Source organism: Leptotrichia sp. oral taxon 223 (assembly GCF_013394795.1).
Lineage (GTDB): Bacteria > Fusobacteriota > Fusobacteriia > Fusobacteriales > Leptotrichiaceae > Leptotrichia.
Genome location: NZ_JABXYU010000001.1, coordinates 1,484,261 through 1,508,899 on the forward strand (window position 1 = coordinate 1,484,261; position 24,639 = coordinate 1,508,899).

A 24,639-nucleotide genomic window follows, 5' to 3' on the forward strand; every position below is an offset into this window, starting at 1 on the left:
TTTCAGGAGATTTAGGAAGTAAAATTTGCTGTTCCAGTTTGTTTTTCTTAATATTGTTATTTTTTTCATTTTGTGATAAACTATACTCAGTTCAAATTTTTTAAAATCAGAGAAGAGAAATTAAATAATTGTGGGGTTTGATTTTTACGAGATTTTATTAGGTTGCATAAATTTTAAGAAAACATTTTTTGGGGGAAAATGATGGGGGATAATAGAGAAATATTGGCTTTTAAGCAAAAGTTGGCTGAGGAGCAGGAAAAAGGGCATCGGGAAAGACTAAGGCAGAGATTTTTGTCTGTGGGGGTAAAAGGCTTTCTGGATTATGAACTTTTAGAGCTTTTGCTGACATATACGATTATTAGGAAAAATTGCAGGGGAATTGCTAAAAATTTGTTAAAGAAATATGGTGATTTGTACACGATTTTACAGCAGCCTGAGGAAGAATTGCAGAAAAATAAGTATGTGACGGAAAGAACAGTTGTTTTTTTTAAACTTCTGTTTGAAATTATAGAAAAGGGACTTTATAAAAAAATACATAATAAAAAAATTAATATATCAAGCAATGTCAAGTTATTGAATTATTTGGAATATTCCCTTTTGAAAAGGGATGTGGAAGTGTTTAAAGTGCTATTTTTAAATACGCAGAATGAGCTTCTCAAGGAAGAGGAACTGTTTTATGGAACGATTGATAAAAGTACAGTTTATATTCGGGAATTAATAAAAAAAATATTGGAATATAATGCAAAGGGCGTAATTCTGGTGCATAATCATCCAGCAGGTTCGTTAAAACCGTCAGAATCTGATATTACATTGACAAAAAAAGTGAAGGAAGTATTTGAAAATATGGAAATACGCCTGATTGATCATTTAATAATAAGTGAAAAGGGATATTTTAGTTTTTTAGAAGGTGGGATTTTATGAAAATAATAAATATTAAATTTAGAAAGACAAAAAAAGTTTATCCATTTATGATAAACGACACGGAAGATTATAAAAAGGGAGATCACGTGCTTGTGGACACAATTCGTGGTGAACAGATTGGAATAGTTCTGGGGCTTGCCTTAAATAAGGAGCAAGGCGAGCAGGATGACTTGAAAATCAGGGAAGTGAAAAGAAAACTGTCAAATAAGGAAATTGAAAAGTTGAAGGAACTGGACAAAAAGGCAGACGAAGCCTATTTCAAGTGTAAAAAAATAGTAAAATATCTGTTGCCGGAAATGAACCTTGTTATCGGAGAATACACATTTGACGAAAGCAAACTTATATTTTATTTTACAGCGAACAACAGGCTTGACTTTAGGGAGCTTGTGAAGGAAGTAAACAGAACATTCAAGAAAAGAGTGGAATTTTATCAGATTAAAACAAACGATGAAGGACGGATATTGTCAGCATTTGGGAAATATGGACGGGAAATTTACTGGTAAACTTGAAATAATAAAGAGATATTTTAAATTAAAATTCATAGCTTAGGAAATTTTTTTGAAAAAAGTAGTTGAAATATTGAATAAAATGTGCTATACTTATTGAGTAATAAAAAATTTCGTGGTCGCATAGCTCAGTTGGGAGAGCACCTGCCTTACAAGCAGGGGGTCATTGGTTCGAGCCCAATTGTGACCACCATTTTTATGGAGGTGTAGCTCAGCTGGTTAGAGTGCTTGCCTGTCACGCAAGATGTCGCGAGTTCAAGTCTCGTCACTTCCGCCATTTGCCCAGATAGCTCAGTCGGTAGAGCAAGGGACTGAAAATCCCTGTGTCCGTGGTTCGATTCCGCGTCTGGGCACCATAATTGGCTTTAAATATGCTTTTCATAATATATAGATGCAATCTGTTAGAAATAATGGGTTGTATTTTTTTTAAATATAAAATTGACAAAACACTATTTCAAGGTATAATAAATAATGAAATTAAGCAAATATTAAAATTAAAGATAATAAAAAATGTTGTAAATATTTATAATTAATTAAGAAAATTTTTTATAGGGAGATGGTATTATGTCAAAAATAAGAAAAATTGTGATATTTTTGATGTTTGTTTTTTGTAGTTTGATGATGTTTTCCAGTGAAAATTTGCAGCTGGAAAAGGTTGTGATTTTTAGCAGACATGGTCTGCGTTCACCTTTAACGTCGCCAGGGAGCAGATTGTCGAAGGTAACTCCGTATGAATGGGAGAACTGGGATGTGCCTGCAAGTCATTTGACAAAAAAAGGCGCTATTCTGGAAACTTATTTTGGACAGTATATAAATGACTGGTTAATACAAAATGAAGTTATAAAAAGAGGAGAATGCCTGAGTCCTGATAATGCTCAAATTTATACAAATAGCCTGCAAAGAACAATCGCAACTGGGCAATCACTTACAACTGGGATATTTCCAGGATGTGATATTAAAACAGAGCATAAAATGGAAATAGGGAAAATGGATCCTGTGTTTAATCCAGTAATTACAACTGATAATGCCAGATTTAAGGAAGAAGCGTTAAAAGGGATGAATTTGAAGAAACAGAATCAGGAATTAAAAGGTTCATATTCCTTGTTAAGTGATGTAATTAACTATACGAAATCTGAAGAATGCTTAAAGGAAGGAAAATGTAAATTTTTTAATGAGGAAGGGACATTGAAAATTGAAAAAGATAAGGAACCAGGAGTAGATGGACCGTTAAAATTGGGAACACAGCTTGGAGATGCCCTGTTATTGCAATATTATGAAGGATATCCGCTGGATAAAATTGTTGGAAATAATATAAATACAAGGGAAAAATGGCAAAAAATAACAGATATAAAAAATGGATATGAAGATTTGTTATTTGCAACAGATAAAGTAGCCAAAAACGTGGCTGCACCGTTGATAAAATACATTTATAACGATATAAATTCGTCAAATCACAAAGTAACAGTGCTGGTGGGGCATGATTCTAATATAGTTGCCATGCTTGCCGCTTTAGGTTTTAAAGATTATAAATTGGAAGAGCAAGTTGAAAAAACTCCAATTGGTGGAAAAGTATTCTTTGAAATTTGGAAAGATAAAAAAACAGGAGAAAAAAAAGTAAAAGTTGAATATTTGTATCAGACATTGAGCCAAATAAGGGAAACACAAAAATTGACAAGGGAAAATCCACCTAAACATACAGTTTTAGAAATGAAAAATTGTAAAATTGATAAAGAAGGATATTGTCCGTATTCTAAATTTATGACAGAATTACGAAAATTTAATTAAAATTTGGAAATTATAAAAAAAGGGTTATTTCAGTTCAGGATAGCTCTTTTTATTTTTGTTAAAAATAGAAATTTTAGGTAAAAGCAAGTAAAATTCTAAGCGAATTAGAAGAATTGGATAAGTTGTTTGAAATGCTTAAAAATAGGGGAATGTGGACAGAATAAACCTGAAAATTGAGTCAAATAGTTAGAATTTATAAGTTTTATTTTGAATGATATTGCTACAAAAAAAATGACAAAATTGAAAAAATATAGTATAATGTATGATATTGTGTAAAAGGTTTGGTAAAATTTATAGATATACTTGAACTTTCTTTAAATAAAACTAAAAATTGAATAGGTTTGGAGTTTGATCATAGCTTTTGAAGTTCGGCTTTTGATGGAAATTTATTATAAAAGCTGCAACTTAAGTTTGTTGGCTGTATAATAGGGAACTAAAAATTTGTAGAAAGGATGACGAAATGGATAAAAGAAAAATCGAGGGCATAATTTGGTTTATTGTGGGATTTATACTGGTTTTGCTGTTGGCAAATAAATCCAGCATGTTAAATGATAATGCTGGGGAAAATATTTTTTCGCTTATATTGAGTGGAATTACGCTGTTTTTTGGGAAAATGACGTGGTTTATAGCGATAGCTTCAATGCTGTACGGAATAATAATATTTTTTTATGAAAAAATTGGAATTCATGTTACACAAGGAAAAATAGCCGCACTCATCGGATTATTTTTAAGCTGGTCAGTGATTTTGATAAGAGGTTCCGTTGTTAAGGGAACTCCACTGGCAAACACTTTTACTGAAGCGGGGAGAAAACTGCTGGAAATAGGATTTAACCGTGAAAGTGGCGGAATACCTGGAGCGCTGCTGTCAATGCCGTTTTACAGCGTTTTGCATTTGCAGGCTATGCTGATAGGATTAACAGTTTTAGTAATAGTTTTCTTAGGCCTGCTAGTCAAGGATGTGATTGAGCTGGGATATGAACTTTTAAAGGAAGTTATAAAATATTATAAGAGCGATGAATATAAAGAGAAAAAGAGAAAACTGGCAGCCAAAAAATATGCAGAAAACTTAAAAAAAACAGATTATAAGCGTTATCAGCGGGAAATGTTAAAGGCAAAAATCATACAGTCAAGAAATGAAAAATTAAGTTTTGAAATTGCTAAAAAACCGAAGGACAATTTTTTGCAAAAAACGGAAGTTTATTCAAAGGAAGAGCTTGCTGAAAAGGAAAAGGAATGGATTGAACTTTTTGAAGAAAAGGAAAGGGAAAAACAGAAAAATTTACAAAATTCAAATCCTAAAAAAAATTCAGATGAACAGAAAGATGATGCAAAAGAACTAGAAATTAAATCGGAAAATATAAAAAATCCTGAAAATTCAGAAAATCAAAAGGTAAAATCATCAGATTCTGAAAAAGCTGAAGATGAAAAAGCAAGAACAGAAGAAGTGGACAAAGAAAATAAAGAAGGCAAGAGGGAACCTAAATTGGAAATCGTGACACCGTTAAGACGGGAAGCGACCGCTAATTCTGCACATATGGATCCGAACTTTCAGGAGTTTCCAAAACTTGAGGCATTTGAGAATACGGAGGCTGTAGAAAAGGGATTTGAGGAAGAGCTGAAAAAAGTGAATGCTATGTTTGACAATAATCAAGGATATGATGATGTTGTGAAAAAATCAATTTCTGAAATTTTTAAATCAAAACCGATGGATTTGAAAAAGAAGGAGCAGATTGAAAAAAGTATAAGGGAAAATGTGAGTCATCTGGAAAATGTGCTAAAGGAATTTGGAGTGGAAGCGAAGGTTGTGAATTATGAATACGGGCCTACCATTACGAGATATGAAATTATTATTCCAAAAGGTGTGAAGGTAAGTAAAGTTACTGGACTTTCAGATGACATAGCAATGAATCTGGCGGCGGAAAGCATTCGTATAGAAGCACCGATTCCAGGGAAAAATACTATTGGGATTGAAACTCCAAATAAAATAAAGGAGCCTGTTCATTTTTCAAATATTATAAAGAATAAGGAACTGGACAGCGGAGAATTAAAGGTAATATTAGGAAAAGATATTGTTGGACGGGATAAATTTATAGATATTGCGAAAATGCCGCATTTACTGATTGCAGGACAGACAGGTTCGGGGAAGTCGGTTGCTGTAAATACACTGATTTCAACATTGATTTCTAAAAAGTCTGAAAATGAAGTAAAATTTATAATGGTGGATCCGAAAATGGTGGAACTTATGCCATATAACGACATTCCACATTTGCTTGTACCTGTAATTATAGATCCTCATCAAGCTGCAATAGCATTGAAATGGGCAGTGAATGAGATGGAAAACAGATACAAGAAACTTATGGAAAATGGCGTGAGAAATATAAAAGGTTACAATAATCTGAGTTATGTAGAAAAAATGCCATATATTGTCATAATAATTGATGAATTGGCAGATCTTATGATGGTTGCGTCTGGAAGCGTGGAAGAATCCATAGCGAGAATTGCGCAAAAGGCAAGAGCCGTTGGAATACATCTGGTTGTAGCGACACAGCGTCCATCCACCGATGTTATCACAGGAATGATAAAGGCCAACCTGCCAAGCAGAATTTCATTTGCCTTAAGATCGCAAGTTGACTCAAGAACAATACTTGACACCGCAGGAGCTGAAAAGCTGCTAGGACAGGGAGATATGCTGCTTCTTGCTAACGGTTCATCAAAATTGCAGAGAATACAGGGGGCATATATTTCAGATGAGGAAGTTAAAAATTTGACGGATACGCTAAAATCTGCTAAAAAGGTGAAATATAGAAATGAAATTCTGGAAGAAGTTGAAGATGAAACAATTGATATTGATCCATTTTTTGAAAATGCAGTAAATATTGTGAAACAGGAGGAGAAAGTATCTATTTCAATGTTACAGCGTAAATTGAAGATAGGATTTAACAGGGCTTCACGAATTTACGACCAGTTGAAGGAACATGGGATTATCAATTATGACAATCAGTTAATAGGAGATAATATTGATGAACTTGATTAAAAAATAAATAAATTTTACAATAATATTTGAGATTATAAAAATTCGATATTAAAGTTGCTTGAGTATATTTGAAAAAAATGGTAAAATAGATTTAATAATGAAATTAAAATAATTCAATAAAGCTACTTTAAAGTAAAAAATAAAATGAAGGAGATAGAATAGATGAAATTTTTTGATATTTTTAAGGCAAACATAGCGCCAAAAGCTACACGAGATATAGCTATTGATCTGGGAACGGCAAATACGGTTGTATATGTAAAAGGTGAGGGAATCCAAGTAGATGAGCCAACTTATGTTGCAATTAACAAAAAAACTGAAGAATTGGAGCATATTGGTGAAAAAGCTAAGGAAATCATTGGAAGAACTGCAAAACATACTGAAATTATCCGTCCGTTAAAAAATGGAGTAATTTCAAATTATGAAGTTACTGAAAGAATGCTTGAAGAATTTTTACATAGAATAAAAAAAGATAAGTTTCAAAGTTCAAGAGTTATAATCTGTGTTCCAAGTGGAGTTACACAAGTGGAAAGAAGAGCTGTAATTGAAGTTGTAAAAGATGCAGGAGCAAAAGAGGTTTACTTGATTGAGGAACCGATAGCGGCTGCAATTGGTGTTGGAATTGACTTGTTTGAACCGAAAGGGCATCTGATTGTCGATATAGGTGGAGGAACTACGGAAATTGCATTTATTGTATCTGGCGGAGCGGCATTATCAAAATCAATTAAAATTGCTGGAGATCATTTGAATGAAGATATTATGGAATATGTAAAGGATGCACATAATCTGTTAATTGGTGAGAGAACAGCGGAAGAATTAAAAATGAATACGATAAGTCAGGATGATCCTGATTATGAGTATGAAATCAGAGGGCGTGAATTAGGTGTTGGATTACCGAAAAGTCTGAAAATAAAAGCATCTGAAATTGATGGAGCAATAAAAAGACATATTGATGCGATTATTGATGAAGTAAGACTTACAATAGAGGAAATTGAGCCTGAAGTAGCAGCAGATATTTATGAAACAGGAATTTTTCTATCTGGTGGTGGAGCTGGAATAAGAATCTTGAAAGAGAGAATAGAGGAGGAGCTATTATTACAGGTTACAGTTGGAGATGATGCGATTCATGCTGTAGTAACAGGAATTGCTGAAGTATTGACTGATTTTAACAAATATAAAAATATTATTATTTCACCAACATACGAATATTAATTGAATAATATAGAAATTTAGGGGAATTTTCTGAAGTTACAGTTAAAGGAGAATTCCCCTATTAACGCAAAATAGCAAGTTTATTAATAAAAAGAAAATAATAAAGATAAATGGTAGAATATGGAAAAGTTTGAAAATAAAGAAATTGAAGAAAAAAAAAATAAGGAAGCTGTGCCTGAAGTAGGAAATAAAATTGCTGATATTGAAGAAAAGGTGGAAGCGATAATCTTTTTGTCAAAGGAAATGATAACAATTAAAGAACTGGCGCAGTTTTATGGGATGGAAAGCTTTGAGATGGAAGAAGTGCTGAATAATTTAAGGGAAAAAAGAAAAAATACTGGAATAAATTTAAAAATTGAAAATGGAATTGCATGTCTAGTGTCAAATCCGCTTTTTGGCTTTGATGTAAAAAAATTTTTTAATCCAGAAATGAAATTAAAGAAACTATCCCGTTCAGCAATGGAAACATTGGCAATCATTGCATACAAAGGGCCTATAACAAAAGCTGAAATAGAGCAAATCCGAAGTGTCGGTGTGGATACAACCATGTCAAACCTGCTGGAAAGAAAACTAATTTATATTTCTGGACGGAAAAAGACGGCTGGAACACCGAATTTATACGAAGTGACAGATGATTTTTACAGTTATCTGAATATTCATGGGAAACAGGAACTGCCAGGAAGTGAGCAGTTTCAAAAAATTGAGCTGCTTTACAGGGAAGATGAGAAGGCAGAAAATAAAGAGTAAATTTGGATTTAATTGTAATGGTTTTTTTGATAAAGAGTTATTAAGCAAAATTTCGTTAGAATAAAAACAAATAAAAAAAGTAGTTAAATGAATAAATCTGAAATAAAAATTAAAAAATAAAGATATGAGGTAAATAGAATGAGATTAAATAAATTTATAGCTGAAACGGGATTTTGTTCACGTAGGAAGGCTGATGAGCTGATAAATGAAGGAAGAGTTACAGTAAATAAGCACGAAGCAATTATCGGGATGGATGTGAAACCTGAGGATGTTGTCAGAATTGACGGAGAAAGAGTAAGACTTAACACAAGATATGAATACTATATTTTAAACAAGCCAAAAAGAGTGCTTTGTTCAAATGAGGACAAATTCGGACGTAAACTTGCAGTGGACTTTATAAAATCACGTGCCAGACTTTTTACTTATGGAAGGCTGGACTTTATGACGGAAGGGTTAATCATAATCAGTAATGATGGGGATATATACAATCATGTAATGCACCCACGAAAAAAATTATACAAAAGCTATATTGCAAAAGTGAGTCGTGAACTTGAAGATAAGGATATTGAGGCACTACAGTATGGAGTTGTGATTGATGGAAAAAGGACTGCACCTGCGAAAGTTAAGAAAATTGATAAAAAGGAACTTAGAATTGCGATTTTTGAGGGAAGAAACAGACAGATAAGAAAAATGCTGGAAACATTAGGATACACGGTTAATTCATTGAAACGGATTAAAGTGGGAGAACTTACGCTTGGACATTTGCAAGTGGGAGAATATCGTGCCTTGAATGAAGATGAAATCAAATATCTGAAAAATTTATAAAATTTTCTGGCAGGAGGGAAAAAATTGGAAAGTAATAAAAAATCAATATTTTTAATAGATTTTGACATAACAATCAGCAAAAAGGACTCAACAGACGTCTTACTTGAAACACACCAGCCTGAATTTAAAAAAGAACTGCGAAAAAGATACAGAGCCGGAGAGTTTTCCATAAGAGAATTTATAAAAAATGGGCTAGGTTCCCTAAATATTACAAAAGAGCAGTATATTAAGACTTTGCAGGAAAATGTGCCAATCGACGAAACTTTTATAAATTTTGCAAAAAGTGGAATTAAATTTAAAATTGTGAGTGCAGGTGCAAGGCTGAATGTGCAGGGAACTCTGTCAAAATATGGAATAAACTTGCCAGACAGCGAAGTTATCTCGAATGATTTAAAATTTAACGGAGCTGATAAAAACGAAATTACTGTGGAAAATCCATTTTTAGACAGGGAAGGCTATTACGGTGTTGATAAGAAGGAAGCTGTGGAAAATTATCAGAAGCAGGGTTACATAACTTATTTTGTGGGCGACGGTCCATCTGATTACAAGGCATTGGAAGTGGCTGATTTTGCTTTTGTGAGAAAAGGGACTAGGGCGATTAAGTTTTGTAAAGAGAATGGAATTGAGTTTTTTGAGTTTGAGAATTTTAATGAGATTTTGGAGTGGAGAAATAATACTTCTTATTAAAAAATATTAGAAATACCAAATACAGGTGGTTAAAATTTATGAAAAAAATACTAATTTTATCAATAATAATTTTTAATTTAGGAATTGCTAAAAGTTTGGATAATAATTTAACTAAAAATATAACTGTGTCTGAAATTGAACAAAAAAATGATAGAAATTTAATAATGCAGGAAATAGAAAGTAAAAGGAAAAAATCTCTGGATGAATTAGGAGAAAAAATTATTGATTTTTACGAAATGGAAAATAGTAAAAATAATTACTATACGGCTTTGTATATTTTTAGTAAAGAAGCCGCAATGGATTTTAAATATACGATTGAAAATGTATCTTATATTACAAAAGATAAAATAGAAGTTACATTAAATTTAACCTTTTTAGATGAAGAAGAAAATGAAAAGGCATTTAATGAATTTGGAAAGATATTTGTAAAAGAATTTGGTGAGAATAGACTGGAAAGTAATCGTTTATTTACTAACAAAGAAAAAGACAGAGTAAAAGAAATATCAAAAATTTCTATATCAAAAATACCTAAAAAAAATATATCTAAAAATATTACAATGGTTAGAAAAGATAACAGGTGGGTCTCAGATATTGATTTTGAAGATTTGATATTTTAAAATTAGGAAATGGTGTATTTATGAAATTAAAAGAACTGTTTAAAAATCAAAATATTGACAATATGGAATTAAAAGAATTACTTGAATCACTAAATTATGAAGATTTTAATAAATTGCTGAAAAACACTGAAAATTCTAAAAATATTGATTTTTATGTGAACTTGCAAGATTTTCTGATACAAGAAAAACAGAAAGAATTGATTGAAAAGGGTGTGTTTTGATGGAGAATAAAAGTTTCTATTTGTTTGCAGGTGTGAATGGGGTGGGGAAAACTACGCTGTTTAACGCAATGAATGGAAATGTAAAAAAATCATTCAGAATAAATAGTGATGAAATTGTAAGAGAAATTGGTAAATGGAATAGTGAAATTGATCAGGTAAAGGCGGCTAAAATTGCGGTTGGACTGAGAAATGAATGTATGGAAAAAGGAAATTCCTTTAATGAAGAAACTACTTTGACTGGTAAAACAATTTTAAAGTTGATTGATAAAGCAAGAGAAAAAAATTATAAGTTGCATTTATTTTATGTTGGTGTTGGAAGTCCTGATATTTCAAAAGAGAGAATAAAAAAGAGAGTGGCGGATGGCGGACATCATATTCCAAATGAAGTTGTTGATAAAAGATACGAGGAATCATTGAAGAATTTTGAGAAAATTCTGGAAAAATTTGATAATGTTGTAGTTTATGACAATAGTGTGAGATTTAGGACATTATTGCGAATTATTGATAAAAAAGTGATAAAAATATCAGATGATTTGCCAGAATGGATGGAAAATACAATAAATTAAGTTAAGATAAGGAGAAGAAATGTTAAGTAAAGAAGATGTTTTAAAAATAGCAGCACTTTCTAAATTGGAATTTTCAGAAAGTGAAATTGAGAAATTTAGGGTGGATTTGAATAAAATATTTGAGCATATGGAAGAGTTGAATGGTGTTGATACGACTGATGTAGAGCCACTTTTTAATGTGTTGGACTTAAAAGATAAATTGAGAGAAGATAAAGTTAGGGATGCTGGAATTAAGAAGGAAATTTTAGAAAATTCGCCTAGTAAGGATGAAGAATTTATAATTGTGCCAAAAGTTGTTGGAGAAAATGCGGATAATTAGAAAAATTGGAAAGGTGGAAAAATGAATTTATACAAAAAAACGGCTAGTGAACTGGCTGAAATGATAAAAAATAAAGAGATTACTTCAGAAGAAGTTACAAGAAATTTTTTAGATAGGATAAAATCGGTTGAAGATAAGATTGGGGCTTTTTCTAATATTTTTGAGGAGAAGGCATTGGAACAGGCTCGAAAAATTGATGAAGAAAATAATGAAGAAGGAAGAAAAAATTATGAAAATACAGGACTTTTTGGAGTGCCTGTGGCGTTGAAGGATAATATTGTTTCAAAAGGGGATTTGACAACGGCGGCTTCGCAAATTTTGAAAAATTATGTGGGAGTTTATGATGCAACTGTTGTGAAAAAGTTGAAGGAAGCTGGAGTAGTACTAGTTGGAAAGGCTAATATGGATGAATTTGCGATGGGATCTTCAAATGAAAATTCGTCTATAAAGTCAGCATCTAATCCTTGGGATTTGGAAAGAGTGCCAGGAGGAAGCAGTGGAGGATCGGCTGCTGCGGTTGCGGCTAGTGAAATACCTGTTGCTTTGGGAACAGATACTGGTGGAAGTATTAGACAGCCTGCGAGCTTGACTGGAACTGTGGGGATAAAGCCAACTTATGGAAGAGTTTCAAGATACGGGCTTATGGCATTTGGTTCTTCGCTGGATCAGATTGGGGCTTTGGCAAAAAGTTCGCAAGATTTGGCAAGAGTTATGCAGATAATTTCAGGATATGATGAAAATGATCCGACAACTGCGGATGTGGAAGTGCCAGATTATTTATCTTTGCTTGAAAAAGATATAAAAGGATTAAAAATTGGGCTTCCAAAAGAATATTTTTCAGATGAACTGGATAAATCAATAAAGGAAGTTGTGGATAAAACTGTGGAAACATTGAAAAAACTTGGAGCAGAAGTGAAGGAAGTATCGTTGCCTTACACAAAATACGCAATTTCCACTTATTATATAATTTCATCGGCTGAGGCGGCTTCAAACTTGTCAAGATATGACGGAGTGAGATATGGAGTTAGAAAAAGTGATGAAAATATTGAAGAAATGTATGTAAAATCACGAACAGAAGGTTTTGGAGATGAAGTAAAACGTAGAATTATGATTGGAAATTACGTGTTAAGTTCTGGATTTTATGATGCTTATTATAAAAAGGCTTCGCAAGTTAGAAGATTAATAAGAGATGATTTTTTGCGAGTTCTTTCAGAAGTTGATTTAATTTTGACACCAGTTTCTCCAACAACAGCGTTTAAAAAAGGTGAAAAAGTTACTAATCCAGTTCAGATGTATTTGGGAGATATTTTTACTGTATCAATAAATATGGCTGGATTACCTGCAATATCAGTGCCAGGCGGTTTTGTAGATGGACTTCCTGTGGGAATACAGCTGATTGGAAATTACTTTAGGGAAGACTTGCTGTTCAATGTGGCGAATAAATTTGAGAAGGAACGTGGAGAGATAGAATATCCTGAGTTGTAAAAAAGTCTTGAAAAGGAATTTTGATAAAATAAATTTTATGAAAGAAAGGGAATAAATAAAAAATGAGTATGGAATATGAAACAGTCATCGGACTGGAAGTGCATTGTCAATTGAAAACGAATACGAAGGTATGGTGTTCTTGTGATGCGGATTATGATAATAAGGAGCCTAATACTGCGGTATGTCCTATTTGTACAGGGCAGCCTGGGGCTTTGCCGAAGTTGAATGAGAAAGTATTGGATTATGCAATAAAGGCGGCACTTGCACTTGGGTGTGAGATAAACAGGGAGAGTTATTTTGATAGAAAAAATTATTTTTATCCTGATTCACCAAAAAATTATCAAATAACACAGTTTTTTAAGCCTTATGCTGAAAATGGAGTTTTGAAAATTACTACAAATAGTGGGAAGGAAGCAAGTGTCGGGATTGAAAGAATACAGATTGAGGAAGATACGGCGAAAAGTATTCATACGGCTTCTGAAACTTTACTGAATTATAACAGAGCCTCTGTGCCGTTAATTGAGATTATTTCAAAGCCTGAGATAAAAAATGCTGAGGAAGCGTATGCTTATTTGAATACATTGAAGGATAGGCTGAAATATACGAAAGTCAGTGATGTAAGTATGGAACTTGGATCACTTAGATGCGATGCTAATGTTTCTGTTAGAAAAAAAGGCGAAACAAAACTTGGGACTAGAACCGAAACAAAGAATTTGAACTCGTTTAAGGCGGTTGTGAAGGCGATTGAGTATGAAACAAACAGACAAATTGAAGTGCTTGAAAGTGGTGGGCGTGTAGTTCAGGAAACAAGACTCTGGGATGAGGAAAATGCAGTTACAAAGCCGATGAGAAGTAAAGAGGAAGCAATGGATTACAGATATTTTCCAGAGCCTGACTTGCCAGCGATTATCATTACTGAATCAAGACTTTCAAATGTAAAAGATGAAATGCCTGAATTTGCAGATGAGAAGGCAAAAAGATTTATTAATGAGTATAAATTGAATGAAATGGAAGCGGCGACTCTTTCATCAGAGCAGGAACTGGCTGAATATTATGAGCAAGTTGTAAAAGTGTCAGATGATGCAAGACTTGCGGCAAACTGGGTATTAACAGAAATTTTACGTGTGTTAAAAGAAAAAAATATCTCTATTGAGGAATTTTCTGTTGAGCCTGAAAATATTGGAAAATTAATTAAATTGATAAAAGCGAATACGATTAGTTCAAAAATAGCAAAAGATGTGTTTGAAATTTTGCTTTCAGAAAATAAAGATCCTGAAATTATCGTAAAGGAAAAAGGGCTTGTGCAAATTACAGACAACAGCGAAATTGAAAAGATTGTAGAGCAGGTACTGGTTGAAAATCCTCAATCTGTGGAAGATTATAAGGCTGGAAAAAGCAATGCACTAAAATATCTTATGGGACAGTCAATGAGGCTTTCTAAAGGTAAGGCCAATCCGCAAATGATTAATGAAATGATTTTAGCAAGACTTGAAGGTTAATATTGGTTAAATTAGGAGAAAAATGAAAAAGGGTAATAAAAAAAGCAGTATTATTGACAGAGCAAAGTCAAATATGGAAAAAAATAGAAAAAAACAGAAGCTGAAAAAAATTTTAAAAAAGTTGTTTAAATATTTTAATACATTTAACGGGCGTTTTGTATTGATATTTCTTTTTACAGTTATAGGATTTGCAGCGTTAATCGGAAGAGTTTACTATCTTCAGACAAAAGGTGGAGAAAAAATAAGGGAAGATTCAGAAAAAAAATATTCCTACAAAACCTATAAAAAAGCTAAAAGAGGTAAAATTTCTACGAGCGACGGGCAAGTTCTGGCATATGACAATGAAGACTATTTTGTTATACTTGATCCGACTTTGATTGATGAGGAAAATATTGATACACTGCTGGAAATGTTAAAAAGATATATTGAGTCCTTGGATATTCAAAAATATAAACTTGAATATCTGGAAAAAAAGAAGGCTGGCCGTCAATATTTAAAGATAGATAATAAAATTTCGTATAGAACAAAAATTGAAATTGAGTCGGAAATTGATAATGATAAAAATGAGGCAATGAAGCGTAAAAAGGAAAAATATAAAAGACGGTTTAAAGGGATAGTCTTTGAAACGGTTTTTACAAGAAATTATGTGCAAAATGATGCTTTTCAGGAAACGCTTGGGTTTGTAAATAATGAAAATAAAGGTGTTTACGGGATTGAAAAATATTATGATAAACAGCTTGCAGGAGAAATGGGAGTTGAGCCACGGCTTAGAATACCAAAGCCATTTTTGGAAATTGTAAAAGTGAAAAATAAAAATGAAGCAAAAACTGCTGTTGAAGGAAATAATCTTGTACTTACACTTGACAGTGTTATGCAGTACAATCTTGATGAGGAGTTGCAGAAGGCGTTTGTAGATAATAACGCAAGTTCGGCAATGGGAATTTTAATAGAAGTGGAAACCGGGAAAATATTGGCGATGTCATCGTATCCAAAGGCGGAAGACAAGGCAACCATAAAAAACAGGCCAATTACTGATTTTTTTGAACCAGGGTCAATATTTAAGCCTATAACAGTTGCTATAGGTTTGGATTCAAAAGCAATTAATGAATATTCAAAAATTTATTCATCAGGTTCAATCCGGGTATATGACAGAATAATAAGAGATCACGACAGCTCAACGACTGGAAGTTTAGGTTTAGCAGATATAGTCGCACATTCTGGAAATGTAGCGATGGTAAAGATACAGAATGATATTAACAAGAATACTTTTTATCGTTATTTAGTTGATGTTGGATTAAGCGGGAAAACAGGCATAGATACGTATTTTGAATCAATGCAGAAGCTTCGTGAGTTTAAGACTTTGAAAGATGAAGTAAGAAGAGCCAACATAGCTTTTGGACAGGGAATTGCAATAACGCAGATTCAAATGATAATGGCATTAAATACAGTTATTAATGATGGTAAATTGATGAAGCCCTATCTGGTGGAAAGGATAGAAGACAGCAAGGGGAACATATTGAAACAGAATAAGCCTGTTATGGTAAAAAAAGTGTTTAGTGATGAAGCGTCAAGACTAAATAGAAGGTATATGGAAGCGAGCGTAAATCGTGGAACTGGTGAAGGGGCATACATACCTGGCTACCGTGTCGGCGGGAAAACAGGGACTGCTCAGAAAGCAGGAAAGGATGGATATAAAAATAGCTATGTCAGTTCATTTTTTGCATTTTTTCCAGCAGATAAGCCTAAATACGCTATACTGATAACTATTGGCGAACCTAAAGGCGGGAAATATTATGGAGCTCAAGTTGCCTTGCCATCAGTAAAAAGAGTATTGGAAAAATTAATTGAGTACAAGAGAATACAGCCAATTGGAAAGGTTAAAACTCCTGACAAGAACATTGGATTTGTGCAGGAAGAAAAGAAAAAGGACTTAGGAAAGATAAAGCAGGATTTTGATAAAAATATTATGCCTGATTTAACTGGAATCAGTCTGAGGGAGTTTTTGTCGATTTATCCGCAAGGGAAGTTTGCTCAGTATGAGATTACAGGAAGTGGAGCGGTTGTGTCGCAGTTTCCTGAAAAAGGGACTAAACTTGATAAGCATACAAAGATACAGATAATGCTGGAATAAAAGTATTTTTTATAAAATTAATTGAGGGAGCAATTTTAGGGGGTAAAAATGTATTATTATGAAATTTATGTGGAGAATAATCAGGGAATATACACGTATAAATCGGAAGAAAAATATGAAATTGGGCAATGGTGCATTGTTAATTTTATAAATAAGGATAAAATGGGGCTTATTGTAGCAATTACCAATGAAAATCAGATTCAGTTTGATATTTCAAAAGTGAAGAAAATTAAGGATGTTGCCCCAGTTTTGTCCATTCCATCCGATATTATGCAGCTTATAAGATGGATAAAAAATTATTACATAAGTGATTATTACAGCGTAATAAAGGCGGTTTATCCAGGAGCATTGAAGTTAAATTATTCCAAAAAAGCCATTTTCCAAAAAGAATTTTCTGAAAATGATGAAACTTTGGAAATGGAAAAAATTGAGGAAATGAAAAAATTTAATGAATATATGAAAAAACGGCAGGAAGTTACCGTCGCAACTTTGAAAAAGAATTTTTCTAGCGAGATTGTGGAACAGGCGGTAAATGAAAAGGTTATTTCCATTGAAAAGAAAGTGATTTTAAATTCTAAAATTTCAAAAAGCGAAAAGGAAAAAAGTGAAATTGTAGAAAAGGAAATTATTTTGAATGATGAGCAGCAGAAGGCTGTGGATGCGATAAAAAATAGTGAAAAACAGATTTTTCTGTTAAAGGGGATAACTGGCTCAGGGAAAACGGAAATTTATATTAACTTGATAAAGGAAGCCTTAAAACAAGGGTTTGGGAGTATCTTTCTAGTGCCTGAAATTTCGCTTACAGTTCAGATGATACAAAGGCTTGAGGAGGAATTTTACAATGAAGTGGCTATTCTTCACAGCAAACTTACTGACAGGGAAAAGCGGGAAGAGTGGACTTTCATACGAAATGGCGAAAAGAAAATTGTGATTGGGGCAAGATCGGCGGTTTTTGCACCTGTTCAGAACTTGAAATATATTATTGTGGATGAGGAGCACGAAAATACGTATAAGCAGGAGAATAACCCACGTTATCACGTAAAAAATGTGGCGATAAAAAGGGCATTTTTGCAAAATGAGAATTTAAAAAAAGATAAAAAAATTGAAAAAAATAGTGAATTAGAGAAAAACGATAATTTGGAAGAATCTGAAATTGTAAAAAGCGAAAAGATAAAAGTGATTCTAGGCTCGGCAACACCGTCTTTTGAAACGTATTATCAGGCACAGCAGGGCGATATTGAATTAATTGAGCTGACAAAACGGTATAAAAATGCTAAACTGCCAAAATTTGAAATTGTGGATTTGAATGAAACAACGGAAAATTTTTCGGAAGAACTGCTGGATAAGATTTCGCAGACATTGCAAAAAAATGAGCAGGTTATCTTGATTTTGAACAGAAAGGCATTTTCAAACTTGCTGAAATGCAAGGATTGTGGAAATATTCCAACTTGTCCTAATTGCAGCATTTCCTTAAACTATTACAAATATGACAATCGCCTCAAATGCCATTACTGCGGCTATGAAAAACGTTTTGACAACACGTGTGATGAATGTGGCGGACATAAAATGAGGCAAATTGGGGCTGGAACGGAAAAAATTGAAGAGGAACTGGCAATAGCATTTCCATCAGCGAGAATTGTGAGAGTGGACTCTGAAAGCATAAAGACAAAGCAAAATTATGAAAAAGCCTACAATGATTTTAAAAATCACAAATATGACATAATGCTCGGAACACAGATTATCGCAAAGGGACTGCATTTTTCAAACGTAACATTAGTTGGAATAATTAATGCTGATATAATCTTAAATTTTCCAGACTTTCGAGCCTCAGAAAAGACTTTTCAGTTGTTGACACAGGCTTCAGGGCGTGCAGGACGTGGAGAAAAGGATGGAGAAGTAATTATTCAGACTTTTAATAGTGAAAATGATGTAATAAAAAAAACAATCGAAAGTGATTATGAAGGATATTACAAAAACGAGATGATTATGCGAAAAATGTTAAATTATCCGCCTTTTGGACGAATTATAATTTTGGTAATTTCGGCAACTGAAGAAAATTTGGTAATGGAAAAAGCCAAAATTTTGCGTGAAGAAATTATAAGAAATGTAAATGCAGCTATGAATTTAACTCAAAATGATTTTATCTCAGATGCTTTTAAATCCCCAATTTACAAAATAAACGGAAGATACCGATACCAGATATTTTTTAAATTTGAAAGAGAAAATATCTTGAAAATTAAGAAAATTATAAAAAAATGTGCAGGCAAATTTCGGGAAAGGGAAAAGAAAGTTAGGGTAACGATTGATGTGGATCCTGTAAATATGATGTGATTTTTTTTAAAAAACTTAATGTATAGTAAAACTATTTTAAAACTGAACTCAAAAGTTATGACTATTTTACTCAAACCATAAATTTATATAATTTTTAATAGTTTAATTTTAAATAGGTTTGAGTATATTTTGAAGTGGGATTTTTTGGATTCTGCTTCTTTTTTATGTAATAATTTTACAAACACCTTGAAAAATAATGATTTGACTGTTATAATTAAAGCAATAATATTTTTATTCTTGAAAGGGATAATATGGATAGAGATGAATTGGTGATTCCTGAGCACATTGCCATTATTATGGATGGGAACGGGCGCTGGGCTAAGGAGCGTGGAAAGATTCGGCTGGAAGGGCATAGGGCTGGAGCTAGCAGTCTTGAGAAGATATTAAAGTATGCCGGGAACATTGGCGTGAAATATTTAACTGTGTATGCGTTTTCGACTGAAAACTGGAAGAGGCCTGAAAAGGAAGTAAATGGGCTTATGGACTTGTTTGCGAAATATCTCGATAAAGAGAAGAAAAATTTGAAAAAACAGGGCGTTAGATTGCTTGTTACAGGGGCAAAGGAAAATATTTCACAAAAATTATTAAAGAAAATTGAAGAAACTGAAAATTATCTGGCAGATTGTGATAAGATTATTTTTAATATAGCATTTAATTATGGCGGGCGCCGAGAAATTGTTGATGCCGTGAACAAGGTTTTGCAGACTAAGTTTATGGACAAATCAGGCAGAACAGCAGAAGGGCAGTTTGATAATGAAAATAACGGGCTGAATGTTACGGAAAAAGAGCTGAATGGATTTGTGGATAAAAATGAAAATTTGAGGATTACAGAAGAAGAGTTTTCTAAATTTATGTACCGTCCAGAAATTCCAGATCCAGAGCTTGTAATTAGAACAAGCGGAGAATTTAGAATAAGTAATTTTCTGCTTTGGGAAGTTGCCTATTCAGAGTTTTACATAACAGATGTTTACTGGCCCGATTTTGATGAAAAAGAATTAGATAAAGCTATTTTATCCTTTAATAAAAGAGATAGAAGATACGGAGGACTGAATGTTAAGTAGATTATTTATTATTTTGTTATTTGTACCTTTCCTTTTGTGGATATTTTTAAAGGGAAATGTGATGTTTCTAGTATTTACGCTTGTAATAATTGGAATGTCGCTGTTTGAATTTTATAAAATGTTAAAGGACAAGGGCTTTGAGGTGGCAAGCAGGATTGGAATGGGGCTTGGACTGTTTTTGCCAGTTGCAATATATTTTCAGGAAAATTCAAAAAATATTTTTTCATATTTCAAATTTGCCCTTTTCAAGCAGATAAACTTTGATATGGGCGGATTTATCGTATTTGCAATAATTCTTCTGTCTCTAAGGCAGGTTTTAAAGGTAAAAATTCAAAATGCAATGGCAGAAATTTCCTACACATTGTTTGGAATAATCTATGTTTCATATTTATTTTCACATATTTTGCTGATAAAATACGAATTTTTAAATGGGAATATTCTAGTTGTAATGACATTTATGTTAATCTGGGCATGCGACATTTCTGCCTACCTTGTCGGAATGGCCATCGGTGGAAAAGTATTCAAACATAGGCTTGCACCAAAAATCAGCCCTAAAAAATCAATTGAAGGTGCGATAGCAGGGATTTTGGGAGTATTTTTAGTAATTTTATCATTTGACAAAATATATTTATTTATAGCAAATTTTGTATGCGGAATCTCATTTCTCTCAAAAAGCTGTTCCGTAAATTACGATTACGTTGCCATTGGCGGCTTAAAAGCCTTTATCCTTGCACTTGCAATAGGCATTTTTGCCGAACTGGGAGATCTGGTAGAATCAAAAATAAAAAGAGAATTGGGAGTAAAGGATTCTGGGAATTTGCTTTTGGGACACGGTGGATTTTTGGATAGATTTGACAGTGCATTATTTGTATTGCCAATTGTGTATTATTTTATGAAATACGTAGCGTATTTATAAAATCAAGTTATTGAATAGATAAAAAAATAAAACAGAAGAAGGAGAAAAAATAAAAATGAGCATAGATAGAAATAATGAAACAGAAGTAAAAAACGAAGTAGAAAGACAATTTAATATTTTGAGCCGTGGGTGCGATGAAATAATTAATGAGAATGAATTTAAGAAAAAGTTGGAAAAATCAATTTCAACTAATACTCCGCTACGGGTTAAATTGGGGATAGATCCGACAGGTTCGGAGCTGCATTTGGGACATGCTGTACCTTTAAGAAAATTGAAGCAATTTCAAGATTTGGGACATGAGGTGCTGTTTTTGATTGGAACTTTTACAGGGAGAATTGGGGATCCAACTGGAAAATCTGAAACTAGGAAGATGTTGTCGGAGGAGCAAGTAAGTGAGAATATCAAAACATACTTGGATCAAGTAAAATTGATATTGGACTTGGATAAAATAAAAGTTGTCTATAATGCTGACTGGTTTGAAAAATTATCGCTTTCGGATGCTTTAAATTTACTATCGCAGTTTACTGTGTCGCAAATGATTTCTAGAGAGGATTTTTCAAAAAGACTGGCTGAAAACAAACCAGTTTCGTTAATCGAGTTTATGTATCCAATTTTACAAGGGTATGATTCGGTTGAGCTGAGAGCTGATGTGGAATTGGGAGCAACAGAACAAAAATTTAATTTACTAAGAGGAAGAGATTTACAGAAAAACTTTGGGCAGGAGCAGCAAGTCTGTATGATAATGCCAATTCTGGTAGGGCTTGACGGAGTGGAAAAGATGTCTAAATCACTTGGAAACTACATTGGCGTAAAAGACACTCCAAATGATATGTTTGGTAAGGTTATGTCAATTTCAGATGAACTAATGGAAAATTACTACACAATGATAACAGAGGTTCCTTTTGAAAGAATTAACGAAATTAAAGCTCAAATCGCAAATGGAAGTTTACATCCGATGGAAGCCAAAAAACAATTAGGAGCAGAAGTTGTAAAAATTTATTACGGTGAAGAAGCAGCTAAGGAAGCAAGAAACTGGTTTGAAAACGTATTCAGTAAAAGAAATCTTGACGTAGATTTGCCAGAAGTGGAAGTTCCTTATGGAGAAATTAATGTAATTGACTTGCTTGTAAAAGAAGCAAAATTACTTGGAGGAACAAGTGAGGCAAGAAGGCTAATTTCACAAGGTGGATTTAAAATAAATGATGAGGCGATAAAAGATATTAAGGCAAATGTAAATGTCGAAAGCGGAATGATTATTAGGGCTGGGAAAAAGAAAATTGTGAAAGTGAAATAGTAAATTTTAAAATAAAAAATCTCTATTTAGGAATAGTTCTTTCTTATGTAGAGTTTTTTTTTAATAAATATTAATACTAAACTCTGTTTAAATAACGAATTTATTATAAACTTTTATAGTAAAGGATAAAAACCTAATATTTCAAGTAATTTAAGATATAATTTTCATCTTTTAAAAAATAAAAAAGAAAAAATATAGTAATATGGAAAAATATTTATTAATCAAAATGAGCGAAAAATAATAAAAAACAATTTAGTTGAATAATTTTGAATTAGGTATCAAACAATGCTATTATAAGAATTAATTTCTATTTTTAAATGAGTTTTATTATAAATTTTGTATTTTTAAAAATTTGTAGTATAATCTAACAATAGCAAAACATAAATTTTTTGTTATTAATAGTTAATTCTTTTATTTTTTTATAAAGCAAAGGGGAACAGTCGCCATCCCCTTTTATTTCGCAATATTAGTTATTTCAATTTCTTCAAATTATAACATCTGAAGATTTTGGCGAAAGTGCTACGCACTAATCCCCGCTTGTCTAAGCATTTTTTGAAAACAAAATCGAAACTCGCTACGTAAAACTTCGCTCAAACAGTCGATTTTATTTCCAAAAAATCACGACATTTTTATTTGATTATAACAAATAATTTTATTAAAAAGAAAGATAGCTATATAAATAAAAAAATAATTATTCATAAAATTAGTTTTTAAATAAATAGAAAATGAAGGAAGATGAGAAATATGGAAATATACGGTATCGGGACAGATATTATTGAAATATCCCGAATTGAAAAGGCAATTAATCAGACAAGCCTTTTTAAAAGGAAAGTTTATACTGAAAAAGAAATTGAGCATATTGAGAAAAAAAAGAATCCATATGCCAGCTTTGCGGGCAGATTTGCTGCGAAAGAGGCGGTTTCCAAGGCGTTTGGGACTGGGGTGCATGGGTTTTCGCTAAGTGATATTGAGATTTTGAATGATAAGCTGGGAAAGCCTTATGTGGTGTTTTATAATGCAATAAAGGAAAAGGTTCAGGGACTTACGATACAGATTAGCATTTCACATAGCAGGGAGTATGCGGTCAGTACGGTAATTATTTATAAAAAATAAAAAAAGAAAGGTGGAAAAAAGATGTTTTGGAGAAAAGATTTTAAGGCTAGGTTAGATAAAAGTAGAGTGTTTGCATTGATAATTTTGATTTTTAGTATGTTTTTGGTGAATCAGATTAATTATTCTGCTGGAAATAGTCAGGGAAAGAAAGTAAAAATTGAATATTTCGGGAGAAAAGACTGTAAAAATTGTGCAAATCTGGAGAAATTTTTGAAGGAACTGTCGACTAAAAGGGATGATTTTGAATATGTGGAGCATAAAATTGATGAAAATGAGGAAAACAAGGCATTTTTTGATGAAACTACATCAAAGTTAAAACTTGTGAAAGGGACTCCAATTATTTATATTGATGGACATATTATTCAAGGTTTTAATACGGCAGATACAACTGGAAAAGAAATTGAAAGTTTGATAAATTCAGCAAAGGCTAAAGATAAAATTTTGACTTTGAAGGAATACGTGGAAAGTGGGCAGAACGGAAATGTAAGCAGTAATGGCGCAGTTTGTACAGGAGATACTGTATGTGAGGTGCCGGGACTTACGAAAGGCGTTAAAAATCAGGTGCTTGTAAATATTCCAATTATTAATAAAACGATTGACTTGACAAATTACTCTTTATTTACGATGTCAATAATTTTAGGAACAATTGACGGATTTAATCCTTGCGCTATGTGGGTTTTAGTTTTATTTCTGACAGCTCTGATTGCGGTTGGAAATAAAGTGAAAATGTTTAGAGTGGCAGGACTGTTTATTTTAGCCGAAGCTGTTATGTATTTTTTGATTTTAAATGCGTGGATTTATACATGGGATTTTGTAGGGCTAGATAAATGGGTAACTCCAATTGTCGGGATTGTCGGAATTGCTGGCGGAATTTTCTTTATTAAAAATTATTTGAAAAAAGGTGACACACTAGAATGTGAAGTGACAGATTTGGAGCAAAGGGCAAAAATTTCAAGAAAAGTAAAAGATATAGCCAATAAACCATTTACATTGCTGACAGCGCTTGGAATAATTGGTTTGGCACTTTCAGTAAATGTGATAGAGTTTGCCTGCTCAATTGGAATACCACAAACATATACAAAAATTCTTCAAATAAATGAAGTTCCTTTCTGGATAAGACAATTTTATACATTTATTTATATAATTGGATATATGGTAGACGACATAATAGTTTTCGGTTTTGCCCTAATGAGCATAAATAAACTGCAATTAACTACAAAATATTCAAAATGGGTAAATTTGTTTGGTGGAATTTTAATGATAATTTTAGGATTAATAATGTTGATCAAGCCTAGTTTGCTTATAATGTAAATTGGAACGAGAAAAATCAATAATTTAGTTTAAAAAATGAGAAAAATTTGTTATAATGTAA

The 24,639-nt window shown here is 32.5% G+C and carries 21 protein-coding genes and 3 tRNA genes; all 24 read left to right on the forward strand.

Going from position 1 to position 24,639, the window contains the following annotated elements:
* Positions 1-201: 201 nt before the first annotated feature.
* The 24 genes from radC to HW275_RS07385 all read left to right on the forward strand — a co-directional run bounded on the left by radC (position 202) and on the right by HW275_RS07385 (position 24,578).
* Positions 202-921, forward strand: a complete 720-nt coding sequence (radC, locus tag HW275_RS07270) for a DNA repair protein RadC (protein WP_255460037.1) — start codon at positions 202-204, stop codon at positions 919-921.
* Entirely contained in the window at positions 918-1,424 is a 507-nt protein-coding gene (gene ricT / locus HW275_RS07275) for a PSP1 domain-containing protein (RefSeq protein WP_178935899.1), read from the forward strand. The genes radC and ricT overlap by 4 nt, the downstream gene beginning before the upstream one ends.
* Positions 1,425-1,544: 120 nt before the next feature.
* Positions 1,545-1,620 (forward strand) — tRNA-Val (locus tag HW275_RS07280).
* A 7-nt stretch (positions 1,621-1,627) separates the two neighbouring features.
* Positions 1,628-1,704: transfer RNA gene (locus HW275_RS07285), tRNA-Asp, on the forward strand.
* A 3-nt stretch (positions 1,705-1,707) separates the two neighbouring features.
* Positions 1,708-1,783: transfer RNA gene (locus HW275_RS07290), tRNA-Phe, on the forward strand.
* Between the two features lie 208 nt (positions 1,784-1,991).
* Positions 1,992-3,212 (forward strand): bifunctional glucose-1-phosphatase/inositol phosphatase, encoded by a 1,221-nt coding sequence (agp, locus tag HW275_RS07295; RefSeq protein WP_178935900.1) that lies wholly within the window; start codon positions 1,992-1,994, stop codon positions 3,210-3,212.
* 460 nt (positions 3,213-3,672) lie between these two features.
* On the forward strand, positions 3,673-6,246 hold the full coding sequence (locus tag HW275_RS07300) for a DNA translocase FtsK (RefSeq protein ID WP_178935901.1): 2,574 nt from the start codon (positions 3,673-3,675) through the stop codon (positions 6,244-6,246).
* A gap of 162 nt (positions 6,247-6,408) precedes the next feature.
* The gene (locus HW275_RS07305) at positions 6,409-7,455 is read left to right on the forward strand and encodes a rod shape-determining protein (RefSeq protein ID WP_178935902.1); all 1,047 of its coding nucleotides are present in this window, start codon (positions 6,409-6,411) and stop codon (positions 7,453-7,455) included.
* Positions 7,456-7,575: 120 nt separating this feature from the next.
* Positions 7,576-8,202 carry an SMC-Scp complex subunit ScpB gene (gene scpB, locus HW275_RS07310; protein WP_178935903.1) on the forward strand — a complete coding sequence of 209 codons (627 nt, stop codon included), beginning with the start codon at positions 7,576-7,578 and terminating at the stop codon, positions 8,200-8,202.
* Positions 8,203-8,340: 138 nt separating this feature from the next.
* Positions 8,341-9,027, forward strand: coding sequence for a pseudouridine synthase (locus HW275_RS07315; protein WP_178935904.1), 687 nt, complete (start codon positions 8,341-8,343; stop codon positions 9,025-9,027).
* Between the two features lie 24 nt (positions 9,028-9,051).
* On the forward strand, positions 9,052-9,714 hold the full coding sequence (locus HW275_RS07320; RefSeq protein ID WP_178935905.1) for an HAD-IB family phosphatase: 663 nt from the start codon (positions 9,052-9,054) through the stop codon (positions 9,712-9,714).
* Positions 9,715-9,752: 38 nt separating this feature from the next.
* Positions 9,753-10,331, forward strand: coding sequence for a hypothetical protein (locus HW275_RS07325; protein WP_178935906.1), 579 nt, complete (start codon positions 9,753-9,755; stop codon positions 10,329-10,331).
* 20 nt (positions 10,332-10,351) lie between these two features.
* Positions 10,352-10,552 carry a hypothetical protein gene (locus HW275_RS07330; protein WP_178935907.1) on the forward strand — a complete coding sequence of 67 codons (201 nt, stop codon included), beginning with the start codon at positions 10,352-10,354 and terminating at the stop codon, positions 10,550-10,552.
* Positions 10,552-11,118: a zeta toxin family protein gene (locus tag HW275_RS07335; protein WP_178935908.1), complete on the forward strand. Its 567-nt coding sequence runs from the start codon at positions 10,552-10,554 to the stop codon at positions 11,116-11,118. Before HW275_RS07330 ends, HW275_RS07335 begins: the two co-directional genes overlap by 1 nt.
* A gap of 19 nt (positions 11,119-11,137) precedes the next feature.
* Positions 11,138-11,437 carry an Asp-tRNA(Asn)/Glu-tRNA(Gln) amidotransferase subunit GatC gene (gene gatC, locus HW275_RS07340; protein ID WP_178935909.1) on the forward strand — a complete coding sequence of 100 codons (300 nt, stop codon included), beginning with the start codon at positions 11,138-11,140 and terminating at the stop codon, positions 11,435-11,437.
* 21 nt (positions 11,438-11,458) lie between these two features.
* Positions 11,459-12,922 (forward strand): Asp-tRNA(Asn)/Glu-tRNA(Gln) amidotransferase subunit GatA, encoded by a 1,464-nt coding sequence (gatA, locus tag HW275_RS07345; protein WP_178935910.1) that lies wholly within the window; start codon positions 11,459-11,461, stop codon positions 12,920-12,922.
* Positions 12,923-12,984: 62 nt separating this feature from the next.
* Complete coding sequence (gene gatB, locus HW275_RS07350; RefSeq protein WP_178935911.1) at positions 12,985-14,421, forward strand: Asp-tRNA(Asn)/Glu-tRNA(Gln) amidotransferase subunit GatB; 1,437 nt, start codon at positions 12,985-12,987, stop codon at positions 14,419-14,421.
* A gap of 22 nt (positions 14,422-14,443) precedes the next feature.
* Positions 14,444-16,552 carry a penicillin-binding transpeptidase domain-containing protein gene (locus HW275_RS07355; protein ID WP_178935912.1) on the forward strand — a complete coding sequence of 703 codons (2,109 nt, stop codon included), beginning with the start codon at positions 14,444-14,446 and terminating at the stop codon, positions 16,550-16,552.
* A 48-nt stretch (positions 16,553-16,600) separates the two neighbouring features.
* The gene (gene priA, locus HW275_RS07360; RefSeq protein ID WP_178935913.1) at positions 16,601-18,883 is read left to right on the forward strand and encodes a primosomal protein N'; all 2,283 of its coding nucleotides are present in this window, start codon (positions 16,601-16,603) and stop codon (positions 18,881-18,883) included.
* A 251-nt stretch (positions 18,884-19,134) separates the two neighbouring features.
* Complete coding sequence (gene uppS / locus HW275_RS07365) at positions 19,135-19,944, forward strand: polyprenyl diphosphate synthase (RefSeq protein ID WP_178935914.1); 810 nt, start codon at positions 19,135-19,137, stop codon at positions 19,942-19,944.
* Positions 19,934-20,860, forward strand: a complete 927-nt coding sequence (locus HW275_RS07370; protein WP_178935915.1) for a phosphatidate cytidylyltransferase — start codon at positions 19,934-19,936, stop codon at positions 20,858-20,860. Before uppS ends, HW275_RS07370 begins: the two co-directional genes overlap by 11 nt.
* 55 nt (positions 20,861-20,915) lie before the next feature.
* The gene (gene tyrS / locus HW275_RS07375; protein WP_178935916.1) at positions 20,916-22,154 is read left to right on the forward strand and encodes a tyrosine--tRNA ligase; all 1,239 of its coding nucleotides are present in this window, start codon (positions 20,916-20,918) and stop codon (positions 22,152-22,154) included.
* A 744-nt stretch (positions 22,155-22,898) separates the two neighbouring features.
* Positions 22,899-23,267, forward strand: a complete 369-nt coding sequence (acpS, locus tag HW275_RS07380) for a holo-ACP synthase (protein ID WP_178935917.1) — start codon at positions 22,899-22,901, stop codon at positions 23,265-23,267.
* A gap of 21 nt (positions 23,268-23,288) precedes the next feature.
* Positions 23,289-24,578, forward strand: coding sequence for a glutaredoxin domain-containing protein (locus HW275_RS07385; protein WP_178935918.1), 1,290 nt, complete (start codon positions 23,289-23,291; stop codon positions 24,576-24,578).
* Positions 24,579-24,639: the final 61 nt, after the last annotated feature.